Consider the following 13146-nt stretch of genomic DNA (forward strand, 5'->3'; position numbering starts at 1 on the left):
TTGTCAGTGGACGCGCTGCGCGGCCGGTTCGTCGTCCTCGCTGCTGCGCGCCGAAAGAATTTTCGCATGCGGGGCCCGGCAGTCGGGCGGCTCGATGCTGATACGCGGAAGCCATCGGTCCAGCCGGCGCGGCAGCCACCAGTTGGCGCCGCCCAGCATGTGCATCAGGGCGGGAACCAGCAGGGTGCGCAGGACGAAGGCGTCCAGGGCGACCGCGGCGGCGAGTGCGATGCCGAACATCGCGATGACTCGGTCTCCGCTGAGGACGAAGGCGAGGAAGACCGAGATCATGATCACCGCGGCGGAGTTGATCACCCGGCCGGTCTCGGCGAGGCCGACCCGGACCGCCCGCCGGTTGTCGCCGGTCTCCAGCCACTCCTCATACATCCGGCCGACGAGGAACACCTGGTAGTCCATGGAGAGGCCGAAGAGCACGGAGACCATGATGACCGGGAGGAAGGGTTCGATGGGCCCGGCGCTGCCCAGCTCCAGGAGTTCGCTCCCCCACCCCCACTGGAAGATCGCGACGACGACGCCGAAGGAGGAGGCGACGGCGGCCACGTTCATCGCGGCTGCCTTCAGCGGGATGCCGATCGACCGGAACGCCAGCAGCAGGAGCAGGCAGCCGAGCCCGATGACGGCGCCGACGAAGAGCGGGAGTTTGCCGATGATGATCCGGGCGAAGTCGTCGTAGCCGGCCGTCGCACCGCCCACGTACGCGTGCAGTGAGGTGTTCTCCTCGGTGTGCGGCAGGACGTCCGTGCGCAGCCGGTCGACGAGTGCGCTGGTCTCCCGCGACTGCGGCGACGAGGCCGGGACGACGGTGACGAACGCCGCGTCGCCGCTGTTGTTGTACGTGACAGGGCTGACCGAAGCGACACCGTCGGTGGCCCGGAGGGTGGCGGGCAGACTGTCCATCGCGAGCCGGTCGTCGGCCCCGTCGAGCTGCGCGGCGATGGTCAGCGGGCCGTTGACGCCGGGCCCGAATCCATCGGCCAGCAGGTCGTACGCCTGCCGGGTGGTGGACGACGCGGCGTTGTTGCCCTGGTCGGAGCTGCCGAGGTGGAGCGCGAACGTGGGCAGTGCGAGGACGAGCATCACCACGGCGGCAACCGCGCCGAGCAGTTTGGGGTGGCGTTCGACGAACGCCGACCAGCGCGCGGCGAAACCGGTGGGCAGCTCGGGCTGCGGTCCGTGCTCGGCGAGTTGCTTGCGCTCGCGCCGGTTCAGCGCCCGCATCCCGATGAAGGAGAGCAGCGCGGGCAGCAGGGTCACCGAGGCGGCCACGGTCAGCACCACGGTGAGCGAGGCGGCGATCGCGACGCCGTTGAGGAACCCGAGCCGCAGGATGAGCATGCCGAGCAGTGCGATGCAGACGGTGGCTCCGGCGAAGACGACGGCGCGCCCGGTCGTCGCGACGGCGTTCCGCGCCGCCTCGGCGACCGACATGCCGCGCCGCAGTCCTCTGCGGTGCCGGGTCACGATGAACAGCGCGTAGTCGATGCCGACGCCAAGGCCTATCAGCATGCCGAGCATGGGAGCGAAGTCGGCGACGGTCATCAGGTGCCCGAGCAGCACGATGCCCGCGTACGCCGTTCCGACCGAGACGAGGGCGGTGGCGATGGGCAGCAGGCTGGCGGCGAGCGAGCCGAAGGCGAGGAAGAGGACGACCGCGGCGACGACCACTCCGATGGCCTCGCTGAGATGGGCGGACGGTGCCTCGGTGAGGGCGATGGCGGAGCCGCCCAGCTCCACCTGGAGTCCGTCGCCGGCGGCCGCCTTCGCGGTGTCGACGACGGCCTGGGCCTGCTGCACCGGAATATCGTCGGCCTGCTGGTCGAAGGTGATCGTGGCGTAGGCGGTGTGTCCGTCCGCGCTGATCTGCCCCGCGTCGGAGCCTCCGTAGGGCCCGGTGACGCCGCCGACGCCAGGCAGTTGCTCGATCGCGTGGAGGGTCCGGGTCATCGTCTGCCGGACGTCGGCGGCCCGGACGGTGGACTCGGTGGTGTGCCAGACGACGGTGTCTGTGTCACCGCCGAGGTCCGTGAATCCGCTCTTCAGCAGTTCGGTCGCCCGCCCGGACTCGGTGCCGGGCACCTCGTAGTTGTTGGAGTAGTCGGACCCCGCGAACCCCGCCGCGGTGGCCGCGCCGCCGAGGGCGAACAGCCAGATGAGGACGGCGAGGAGACGGTGCCTGACGCACCAGCGGGCGATGGCAGCCAACGGACGTGCTCCCTGGTGGTTCGTGGATCTTTTTCGGGAGATCTGATGAACAGCCCGCAAAGAACACATGGCCTGAGAATCGTCACTCTGGCAGCCGTCAGTGATCCTTTGCCCGTTTCGTGGCGATGCTCACAGGGACTGATATTTCCCCTACACGCACCGCCGGACACCGACCGCGCGTCGCCCTCCGGCGCCTCGCCCCACCACAACTCCTACTGCGGCTCCTCCCCCGCTTCGTCCTCCGCCTGCAGCTCGTCCTCGTACTGCTCCTCGATCTCGGCGATGCCCTTGGCCACGGCCTCCGGCGACGCCGCCTCGTCCCGGTACGGCACATGCCGTTCGCTCAGCGACTTGATGTCCGGGCGCCCGTCGGGGAGCAGGTACACCGCGTCGAGATGCGCCGTGTCACGGGTGTCGAAGAGCTTCCCGACCGCATCGCTCAGATGGTCGCGGCCTCGACGGCCAGCCTGCGCAGGAACGTGGTGCAGGTCCGTGCCTCCAGCGACGCCCCGTACCCGTCCTCGTGATCCTCGCGCGGGCCGGCTCGGCCGCCGGGGCTCTGCGGCTGGATGCCCTCCCGGGCCTGGCTGTCGGTGCCGCCGTCCAGCTCCGGGTGCTCACCCTCCCGGTGGGCGCATTCCTCGTCCGGCAGCAGCGGCAGTACGGAGTCCAGTCCCTCGATCATGTCGTCGAGGAGCGACCGCCGTCCGATCCGGCCCGAACCCACGTACCAGCAGCTCGCGTGGGCGACGACGACGTAACCGGCGAGGCTCGTGCGGGTGAGGGCGCGCGGCGGGGCGGCGTGGGGTTCCAGGTCCCAGAACGGATCACCGTACGGGTAGTCGTTGAGCACACCGGCCGGATCACGTCGGCGGCGATCCTGGCCCATCCTGCGGCGTTGCGGGGGCAGGCCTCCGCCTCCTCCCAGGTGTCGAGGGGCACCTGGACGTCCGGTGCGCCGAGCAGCCCGTCCGCGTCGGTGTCCCATTCCTCCGGGTCCGTGAGGTACGGATGCGTCTCGTGCTCGCACGGCCGCGTCTCCAGGGCCTGCGCCGCGGCGCCGAGCGCGTCGACGGCGGCCCGCCCGACCGTGGCGCCCCGCCGCCCGACGATGTACGGCGCCATGCCCACCAGGGCGAAGGTCAGCGGGACGGCCTGCTCGCCGCCCGGTTCGGCGGCGAGCAGGCGGGCGCACTCCAGGACGACGGGGTCCGCCTCGTCCGGGGTGGACCCCGTCGTGACGCCGGACCAGTTCTCGATCGGTTCAGTCAGGATCGTGAATACGTCCGTCGCACGCGGCGCGGTTCCGCGTGTCCGCGGTGGTGTCCGGCGGTCAGCCCGAGACGCTCGCCCGGCCGTTCTCGATGTGCCCCATCAGCCGGCGGCGGAACGCGTCGTCCCCGTCGACGGTGACGGACAGGTCGTACCAGCCGTGCGCGTCGGCGGCCGAGTGGACGACCGTACGGCTCCGGCCGGGCTTGACCTTGATGGTCCGGGTCCAGTCGCGCAGGTCCGCCTCGTCGACGTACCCGAGCGGGCGGACGGTGAAGGTGAGCGTCCGCTGCCCCGTGTTGCGCAGGGTGACGTGCAGATCGCGCTCGTGGGCGTCGATCCAGGTGGCGACCTCGGGTCCGCCGGTGGCGGGTCCTGCGAACTCGCGCCGGAAGCCGTTCGGCCCGGTCACCGTGAACCGGTACGCGTCGCCGGTCAGGGGGACCGTCCATTGCGCCGTGCCCCGTACGTCCTGGTGCTGCGGTACGGGAAACTCGCCCGCGTACGGGTACAGCGCGAAGTGTGCCGACGAACGGCCCGTGTTGCTGAGGGCCACCCGCACTGCCCCGTTCGCCACGGTCGACTGGGCGTCCGGCTGGTACGGCAGCGGGCGGGCGGGCCGGACGCCGGGCTCCTGCACGGGCATCTGCTGGACGGCCGGCGGCTTCGGCTGCCAGCGTCCGCTGAACGCCGGAATGGCGCCGGGCTGCTCGACGTCGGGCCTGCGCAGCCCGCGCGTGAAGTCGAACGCAGAGGTCAGATCGCCGGTGACGGTGCGCCGCCAGTCACTGATGTTCGGCTCCTTCACACCCGTCCACCGCTCCAGGAAGCGGATCACCGAGGTGTGGTCGAAGACCTCGGAGCAGACATAGCCGCCCACGGTCCACGGCGACACGACGAGCAGCGGCACCCGCACGCCGAGGCCGGTGGGCTTGGAGTCCCACTGTTCCTCGGTCACCTCGGGCGGTGCCACGGGCGGCGGGACGTGGTCGAAGAAGCCGTCGTTCTCGTCGTAGTTGATGATGACGGCGGTGTGCCGCCACACATCGGGGTGCTTGCCCAGCGCGTCCAGGACCTTGTAGACGATCGTCGCGCTGTGGATCGGGGAGGAGACGCTCGGGTGCTCCGAGTCGACCGCCGACGGCACCAGGTAGGAGACCTCGGGCAGTGTGCCCGCCGCCACGTCCGCGGCGAACGCGTCGGCCAGCGTGCCGGTCTCGACCCGGCGCAGCGCCCGCTCGAACAGGCTGCGTTCCGTGTCCGTCAGCGTGGCGACACCGTCCTCCAGCAGACCGAGCAGCCTGGCCCGCTCCGCCGCGTCGTCCGTGTCGCGGACGGCCGCGTAGAAGGACTCCATGTAGGTGTGGCCACCGGTCTTCGCCAGCGCCTTGCGGGCGATCGCCTTGAAGGTGGCGAAGAACTCGATCTGGTTGTCGGTGAAGTTCTCCCACTCGGTGTACGTCTTCCAGCTGTGCCCGGCCTTCTCCAGCCGCTCCGCGTACGTGGACCAGCCATACCCCGGATGGGTTCCCTCGCTGTACGCGTCGTTGCCGACCGCCCGCTTGCCGTTCGCCTCGAAGCCCGTCTTCCCGCTCCACAGGTGGTTGCGGTTGGGGCTGGTGGAGGTGTGGATGGACGAGTGGTAGGCGTCGCAGACGGTGAAGGTGTCGGCAAGTTCGTAGTGCAGCGGGATGTCGCGGCGGTCGTAGTACGCCATGGTGGCGGCCGTCTTCGCGGTCACCCAGCCATTCATCCAGCCGCCGGCCCATGCCTTGCCGCCGCCGCTCCAGGAGTGGTCGAGGGCACCGATGTACTGGAGGTCCTTCTTCTGCGTCGCGGCGGCGTCCCGGACCGGGAAGGGCAGTACGGAGGTGCCGGCCGCGCCCGGCTGCTCGAAGACCGGCTTTCCGGAGGGCAGCTCGATGGCATTGCGGTCGCCGAACCCGCGTACGCCGCGCAGGGTCCCGAAGTAGTGGTCGAAGGAACGATTCTCCTGCATCAGGATCACGACGTGCCTGATGTCCCCGAGCCCGCCGCCGGACCCCGCCGCAGGCGAAGGCTGTGCGGCCATCGCGGCCTGCAGCGACGGCGGCAGCAGCGAACCGGCCGCCGCGACGCCGAGCGCGCCGCCACCCAGTGCGAAGAGCCGTCGCCGTGAAATGTCCGTGGTCAAGTTGAGCCTCCCGAGTCCGGTCGTACAGCCGGGAAGCTAATGAAGTCAGGTGGCTGCGGAAAGGCCACCGCACGGCCCGGCGGTGAACGTCCAAGAGGTCGCCCGGGAAAGTCCAACCCGCTTACCCGATGGGAATGCCGGTCACACCCCGATCGTGTGCAGTGCTCCCCACAGTGCGAGCGTCGACGCGCCCAGGGTCGCCGGTACGGTCAGCAGCCCGAGCCGGGTGAAGTGGCCGAGCTCGGGCGCGGCGCCGTGGGTGTGCAGGATGCGACGCCAGAGCAGGGTCGCGAGCGAGCCGACGTAGGTGAGGTTCGGGCCGAGGTTGACCCCGATCAGGGCTGCGAGCAGCGGTCCCGGTCCGGCCGCCGCGACAACCGGGAGCAGGGCCAGGATCGCGGGCAGGTTGTTGATCAGGTTGGCGAGCACCGCCGCCACCGTGGCCACCGCCAGCAGCGCGGGCAGTGACGAACCGTCGTGCAGGAGTGCGCCGATCCCGGTACCGAGGCCGTGGTCGACGACCGCCTTGACGACGACGCCCAGGGCGAGCACGAACAGACAGAACAGCGGGTGAGCGGCGTGCACCAGACCCTTGACCGTGGTCTTCCGCTGTCCCAGCGCGCGGACCGCGAGAACAGTCGCCCCGGCCAGCGCCGCCCACAGCGGTTCCGCTCCCGCGAACGAGGTGACGACGAAGCCCGCCAGCGTCGCGGCGAGGACGACGAGGGTGAACACCGGGACGCCGGTCCCCTCCTCGTCCGGCTCCGGCGGGTGCGCGCCCGCTGCCAGGTCGGCGGCGAAGACGCGGCGGAAGACGACGTACTCGACGGCGATGGCCGCCAGCCACGGCAGGGTCATCAGCGCGGCGAAGCGGGTGAAGGAGAGGCCGCTCGCGGTGAACGCCAGAAGGTTGGTGAGGTTGGAGACGGGAAGCAGCAGGGACGCCGAGTTGGCGAGATGGGCGCAGGCGTAGACGTACGGGCGGGGACGGGCGCCGACGCGGGCGGCCGTGGCGAGGACGACGGGTGTCAGCAGGACCACCGTCGCGTCCAGGCTGAGCACGGCCGTGATCAGCGCGGCGACGACGAAGACCCCACCGAGCAGCGGCCCGGTCCGGCCTCGGCAGAGCCGGGCGACCAGATGGCCGGCGGCCACGAACAGTCCTTCGTCGGCGCACAGCTGGGCCAGCACGAGAATCGCGGCGAGGAAGCCGACCACCGGCAGCAGGCCGCCGATCTGAGCCCGGGCCTCGGCGAACGGCACGGAGCCCATGACGACGACCAGCAGGGCCGCGGGTACGGCAACGGTCGCCTCGGGCAGCCCTCCGGGGCGTACGACGGCGAACGCCAGCACCGCGAGGAGCAGCACGACGGAGACGATTTCGGCGGTGACGGTGTTCAGCGGACTATCTCCGGGCGCGGGGGGAACAGGAAGGGGCGGTGCACCCGGTCAACGGGTGCACCGCCCCTTCATCAGCGTGCAGCAGCAGGAAGGGCTCAGCCTTCGACGCCGAGCTTCTCCAGGATCAGCTCGCGGACGCGGGCCGCGTCCGCCTGGCCGCGGGTGGCCTTCATGACCGCGCCGACGAGCGCGCCCGCCGCCGCGACCTTGCCGCCGCGGATCTTGTCCGCGATGGCCGCGTTGGCGGCAATGGCCTCGTCGACGGCCGTGCCCAGCGCACCCTCGTCCGAGACGACCTTCAGGCCGCGCTTCTCGACGACGGTGTCCGGGTCGCCCTCGCCCGCGAGGACACCCTCGATGACCTGGCGCGCCAGCTTGTCGTTGAGGTCGCCGGAGGCGACGAGCTCGGTCACCCGGGCGACCTGCGCCGGGGTGATCGCCAGCTCGTCCAGGGCGGTGCCGGTCTCGTTGGAGTGACGGGCCAGCTCGCCCATCCACCACTTGCGGGCCTGGTCGGACGGGGCGCCCGCCTCGGTCGTGGCGACGATCAGGTCGACCGCGCCCGCGTTGAGGATCGACTGCATGTCGAACTCGGAGACGCCCCACTCCTCGCGCAGCCGGTTGCGGCGTACGCGCGGCAGCTCGGGAAGTCCCTTGCGCAGCTCCTCGACCCAGTCGCGGGCCGGAGCGACGGGCACCAGGTCCGGCTCCGGGAAGTAGCGGTAGTCCTCGGCGTTGTCCTTGATGCGGCCGGCCGTGGTGGAGCCGTCCTCCTCGTGGAAGTGCCGGGTCTCCTGCACCACCGCGGCGCCGGAGTTCAGCACCGCGGCGTGGCGCTGGATCTCGTAGCGGGCGGCACGCTCGACGGAACGCAGCGAGTTCACGTTCTTCGTCTCGGAGCGCGTACCGAACGTCTCGGTGCCGCCCCGGCGCAGCGACAGGTTCACGTCGCAGCGCATCTGGCCCTGCTCCATGCGGGCCTCGGAGACGCCGAGCGCCTTGATGAGCTCGCGCAGCTCGGCTACGTACGCCTTCGCGACCTCGGGGGCACGCGCGCCCGCTCCCTCGATCGGCTTGGTGACGATCTCGATGAGCGGAATGCCCGCACGGTTGTAGTCGAGCAGCGAGTGGGACGCGCCGTGGATACGGCCGGTGGCGCCGCCGACGTGCAGCGACTTGCCGGTGTCCTCCTCCATGTGCGCGCGCTCGATCTGCACCCGGAAGATCTCGCCGTCCTCCAGCTGGACGTCCAGATAGCCGTTGTAGGCGATCGGCTCGTCGTACTGCGAGGTCTGGAAGTTCTTCGGCATGTCCGGATAGAAGTAGTTCTTCCGGGCGAAGCGGCACCACTCGGCGATCTCGCAGTTGAGCGCGAGGCCGATCTTGATGGCGGACTCGACGCCGATCGCGTTGACGACCGGGAGCGAACCGGGCATGCCGAGGCAGGTCGGGCAGGTCTGCGCGTTCGGCTCCGCGCCCAGCTCGGTCGAGCAGCCGCAGAACATCTTGGTCTTGGTGCCGAGTTCGACATGGACCTCAAGGCCCATGACGGGGTCGTACGTCGCGAGGGCGTCCTCGTACGGCACCAGGTCAGTGACAGTCACGGTGAAACTTTCCCTCTCAACCCAGCAGTACGTCGTCGTCGCCCAGGCGCTTCAGCTCTCGGAAGAGCAGAGCGACGCCGGTGGCGATGGCGGCAGCGGAGACGACGGCGTCGACCAGCCGGAGCGTGTCGTGCTCGGAGCGTGCCTTCTTGGCCTGCTTGAGCACGCCGATCGCGCCGAAGGCGGTGGTGCCGATGGACAGGTACGTACCGGTCTTGGACTTCTTGAAGCCCTTGGCCTTGGTCAGTGCGCTCACAGTGACGGAGCCTCCTCCAGCAGCGGGTGCCCCCACTTTTCCACGAAGGCGGCCTCGACTGCGGCGCCGACCTTGTACAGCCGGTCGTCCTTCATGGCGGGGGCGATGATCTGCAGACCGACCGGCAGGCCGTCCTCCGGTGCCAGACCGCAGGGCAGCGACATGGCGGAGTTGCCGGCCAGGTTGGTCGGGATGGTGCACAGGTCGGCCAGGTACATCGCCATCGGGTCGTCGGCACGCTCGCCGATCGGGAAGGCGGTGGTCGGGGTCGTCGGGGAGACGATGACATCCACCTGCTCGAAGGCCTTCTCGAAGTCCCGCGTGATGAGCGTGCGGACCTTCTGCGCCGAGCCGTAGTACGCGTCGTAGTAGCCGGAGCTCAGTGCGTACGTCCCGAGGATGATGCGGCGCTTGACCTCGTCGCCGAAGCCGGCCTCGCGGGTGAGCGCGGTGACCTCCTCGGCGGACTTCGTGCCGTCGTCACCGATCCGCAGGCCGTAGCGCATGGCGTCGAAGCGGGCCAGGTTGGACGAGCACTCGGACGGCGCGATCAGGTAGTACGCCGACAGACCCAGGTCGAAGGACGGGCAGTCCAGCTCGACGATCGTGGCGCCGAGCGACTTCAGCAGCTCGACCGACTCGTTGAAGCGCTGGACGACACCGGCCTGGTAGCCCTCGCCGGAGAACTGCTTGACGACACCGATGCGCATGCCGTCGACGCTGCCGTTGCGGGCGGCCTCGACGACGGGCGGGACCGGGGCGTCGATGGACGTCGAGTCCAGCGGGTCGTGTCCGGCGATCACCTCGTGCAGGAGGGCCGCGTCCAGGACGGTGCGGGCGCAGGGGCCGCCCTGGTCGAGAGAGGACGAGAAGGCGACCATGCCGTAGCGGGAGACGCCGCCGTAGGTGGGCTTGACTCCGACGGTCCCGGTGACGGCGGCGGGCTGGCGGATGGAACCGCCGGTGTCCGTACCGATGGCGAGGGGGGCCTCGTACGACGCGAGGGCGGCCGAGGAGCCACCGCCGGAGCCGCCCGGGATGCGGGTGAGGTCCCACGGGTTGCCGGTCGGGCCGTAGGCGCTGTTCTCGGTGGAGGACCCCATGGCGAACTCGTCCATGTTGGTCTTGCCGAGGATGACGACGTCGGCCGCCTTCAGCTTCTTGGTCAGGGTCGCGTCGTACGGCGGGACCCAGCCCTCGAGGATCTTCGAGCCGACGGTGGTCGGCATGTCCTTCGTGGTGAAGATGTCCTTGAGCGCGAGCGGGACGCCGGCCAGCGGGCCGAGCTTCTCGCCCGCCGCCTTCTTCGCGTCGACGGCGCGGGCCTGCGCGAGCGCGCCCTCACGGTCGATGTGCAGGAAGGCGTGGACCTTCTCGTCGACCGCGTCGATCCGGGCCAGGTGTGCCTCGGTGACCTCGACCGCCGTGAGCTCACCGGAGGCGATCTTCGCGGCGATCTCGGCGGCGGTGAGCTTGATGATGGAGCTGTTGTCCGTCATGACTTTTAGTCCTCCCCCAGGATCTGCGGCACCTTGAAACGCTGCTGCTCCTGGGCCGGGGCGCCGGAAAGCGCCTGCTCGGGGGTGAGCGACGGACGGACCTCGTCCGCGCGCATGACATTGGTCAGCGGCAGCGGGTGGGAGGTCGGCGGTACGTCTTGGTCGGCGACCTCGGAGACGCGGGCGACCGCGCCGATGATGTCGTCGAGCTGACCGGCGAAGTGATCGAGCTCTTCGCCCTTCAGCTCCAGACGCGCCAGCCGGGCGAGGTGGGAGACCTCCTCGCGCGTGATGCCAGGCATGCAGCGATCCTCAGGGGTGAGTGTTGTGGTTTTGGCCCCAATCCTATGGGGTCCGCCATGGGAGGGGCCGCCACCCGGGGAACACCCGGCTCTGTTCTGCGCGTATCGGGGCCGGTCGGGCCCGTCGAGAAGGTCCCCCGTGGGTGTGAGACGTCTTCGATGCCGTGGGGGAGAACGAGGACAGGACGCCACCCGCGCGTTCCGGGCTCTCTTCTCCTACCGGCCGGCCCACCCGCTCACGTCGTCGCCGGACGCGAGGTAACCCCTCGCCCGGGGGACCGCGGCTCAAGCTCGGCCACCCCCGTCGCCGCAGCCGCGGCTGCGGCCGCAGCCGCGGCTTCCAGCTCGGCCGGCCGACGCCACCCGTGCTCGCCGCGCGCCCTCAGCCAGGCCGTCGTCTCCTGGGGCGGCATCGCGGCGGCCACCAGCCACCCCTGCACCGCGTCGCAGCGCAGGTCCCGCAGCCGCTCCCACGTCTCGTCGTCCTCGACGCCCTCGGCGACGACCAGCAGGCCCAGCGAGTGGGCCAGGTCGATCGTGCAGCGGACGATCTCCGCGTCCTCGTGGTCGACGGCCAGCCGGGCCACGAACGACCGGTCGATCTTCAGCTCGCTGACCGGCAGCCGACGCAGGTGGACCAGCGAGGAGTAACCCGTACCGAAGTCGTCGAGCGACATCTTCACGCCGTGCCCGGTCAGCCCGGCCAGCGTGTCCGCGGCGCGCTGCGGGTCCTCGAGCAGCACGTGTTCCGTGATTTCCAGCTGCAGGGAGCCGGGAGGGACGCCGTGCCGGGCGAGCCGGGCCGCGACGCCGCCCGCGAAGCCGGGGGTGTGGACGTCGCGCGGGGAGACGTTGACCGCGACGGGGACGAACAGCCCCTGGGCCCGCCACCGGGCGACCTGCGCCAGCGCCGTTTCCAGCACGTACTCGGTGAGATGCGGCATCAGGCCCGACGACTCGGCGATGGCGATGAACTCGTCCGGAGGGACCCGACCGCGCTCCGGATGCACCCATCGCACCAGCGCCTCGAGTCCGGCCACCTGCCCGTCGAAGCGGACCTTCGGCTGGTAGTGGAGCTCCACCTCGCCGGCGTCCAGGGCGCGCCGCAGGTCACCGAGGAGACCGAGCCGGTCCGGGGTGTTGCTGTCCCGCTTCGACTCGTACACCTCGACGCCCGTACGGTCCCGCTTGGCCTGGTACATCGCCACGTCGGCGCGCCTGAGCAGCCCTTCGGCGTCCAGTGCGTGCTCGGGGTAGACAGCGACACCGGCACTGGCCTCCAGCACCAGGGTGAGTCCGTCGAGGTCCAGCGGTGAGGAGAGCTCGGCGACCAGATGGCGGGCGACGCGCTGGGCGCTGGTGGTGGAGTCCGCGGTCGGGAGCAGTACGGCGAACTCGTCGCCGCCGAGCCGCGCGGCCTCCGCTCCGCGCGGCAGAGCCAGCCGGAGCCGTTGCGCTATCTGCAGCAGCAGCCGGTCCCCTGCCAGATGACCGAGGGTGTCGTTGACGGCCCGGAACCGGTCGAGGTCGATCAGGACCAGAGCGGATCTGGCGCCGATGCTCTCGGCGTCCTCCAGGGCCGTCCAGGCGCGTTCCAGCATCCACTGCCGGTTGGGCAGTCCGGTCAGCGGGTCCCGCAGCTGCTCCTCGGCTCTGGCCCGGGCGATCCAGAGGGTGGAGTCCAGGGCGATCAGCGGGACCGCGAAGAGCGGCAGCAGGACGGGGGCGGCCATCGCGACGACACAGATCAGCGGGGCGATGCCGAGCAGGGCGACCGCGACGAGCCCCTGCCGCAGCAGGGCCGTGCGTGCGACGGTCGGCAGTCCGCCGCCCTGGTGTGCCCGCGCGTACCACAGGAGGACCCGGGTGACGAGGAGGTAGGTGGCGGCGGCGAGGAGGACTTCCGGGGCTGCGTCGATGCCCCAGTCGAGTGGCTGCCAGGGCGACTCGACGGTCTGCACCTCACCGAACGCGGCGAGGACCAGCGCCGCCGCCCCTATCCCCATAATGTCCACCGCCCCGTGCAGCAGCCCCTGCGACCAGCGGTGTCTTCGTGCCACGCCGACGAGGACGACGACGACCATGCTGACCAGCCCGGCGGCCACCCAGCCGTAGAGCAGCAGGACGGCCAGGGTGAGGGCGGCGCCGGATCCGGTCCCGCCCCACCAGCGGTCGCGCCCGAGGGCCACCAGATGGCCGACGATGATTCCGGTGAGGACGGCGAGCGACCAGCCGGCCGCGCCGTCCGGGAAGAGCGCGTGCCCGTCGCTCACAGTCCGGTAGAAACCGGTCGCGAGCTGGACAGTGGCGATCGCCATGACGACGGCACCCACTTTGGGGGTGAGGTCGACGAAACCTTGCAGCCGCGACACCGGTGCCGCGCTCTCGGTCGGTTTCATTCCGTCCCTCTCACAGC

10 protein-coding genes are annotated in these 13146 nt (G+C 70.7%); all 10 read right to left on the reverse strand.

Annotation, left to right across the window (positions count from 1 at the left end; translation table 11 throughout):
• Positions 1 to 3 precede the first annotated feature (3 nt).
• Complete coding sequence (locus tag OG395_RS20260; RefSeq protein WP_327244213.1) at positions 4 to 2223, reverse strand: MMPL family transporter; 2220 nt, start codon at positions 2221 to 2223, stop codon at positions 4 to 6.
• A gap of 212 nt (positions 2224 to 2435) precedes the next feature.
• Positions 2436 to 2609, reverse strand: a complete 174-nt coding sequence (locus tag OG395_RS20265; protein WP_327244214.1) for a hypothetical protein — start codon at positions 2607 to 2609, stop codon at positions 2436 to 2438.
• Between the two features lie 53 nt (positions 2610 to 2662).
• On the reverse strand, positions 2663 to 3112 hold the full coding sequence (locus tag OG395_RS20270) for a hypothetical protein (RefSeq protein ID WP_327244215.1): 450 nt from the start codon (positions 3110 to 3112) through the stop codon (positions 2663 to 2665).
• Between the two features lie 444 nt (positions 3113 to 3556).
• Positions 3557 to 5668, reverse strand: a complete 2112-nt coding sequence (locus OG395_RS20275; RefSeq protein WP_327244216.1) for a phosphocholine-specific phospholipase C — start codon at positions 5666 to 5668, stop codon at positions 3557 to 3559.
• A gap of 141 nt (positions 5669 to 5809) precedes the next feature.
• Positions 5810 to 7069: an SLC13 family permease gene (locus tag OG395_RS20280; RefSeq protein WP_327249396.1), complete on the reverse strand. Its 1260-nt coding sequence runs from the start codon at positions 7067 to 7069 to the stop codon at positions 5810 to 5812.
• A gap of 95 nt (positions 7070 to 7164) precedes the next feature.
• A complete protein-coding gene (gatB, locus tag OG395_RS20285; RefSeq protein ID WP_327244217.1) occupies positions 7165 to 8673 on the reverse strand; it encodes an Asp-tRNA(Asn)/Glu-tRNA(Gln) amidotransferase subunit GatB in 1509 nt (502 codons plus the stop codon).
• Between the two features lie 16 nt (positions 8674 to 8689).
• Positions 8690 to 8929, reverse strand: coding sequence for a hypothetical protein (locus OG395_RS20290; protein WP_327244218.1), 240 nt, complete (start codon positions 8927 to 8929; stop codon positions 8690 to 8692).
• Positions 8926 to 10428 (reverse strand): Asp-tRNA(Asn)/Glu-tRNA(Gln) amidotransferase subunit GatA, encoded by a 1503-nt coding sequence (gene gatA / locus OG395_RS20295; RefSeq protein WP_327244219.1) that lies wholly within the window; start codon positions 10426 to 10428, stop codon positions 8926 to 8928. Before gatA ends, OG395_RS20290 begins: the two co-directional genes overlap by 4 nt.
• Before the next feature lie 5 nt (positions 10429 to 10433).
• Entirely contained in the window at positions 10434 to 10730 is a 297-nt protein-coding gene (gatC, locus tag OG395_RS20300; protein ID WP_327244220.1) for an Asp-tRNA(Asn)/Glu-tRNA(Gln) amidotransferase subunit GatC, read from the reverse strand.
• 236 nt (positions 10731 to 10966) lie between these two features.
• Positions 10967 to 13048, reverse strand: coding sequence for a putative bifunctional diguanylate cyclase/phosphodiesterase (locus OG395_RS20305; RefSeq protein WP_327249397.1), 2082 nt, complete (start codon positions 13046 to 13048; stop codon positions 10967 to 10969).
• Positions 13049 to 13146 lie beyond the last annotated feature (98 nt).

Source organism: Streptomyces sp. NBC_01320 (genome assembly GCF_035974375.1).
Lineage (GTDB): Bacteria > Actinomycetota > Actinomycetes > Streptomycetales > Streptomycetaceae > Streptomyces > Streptomyces yanii.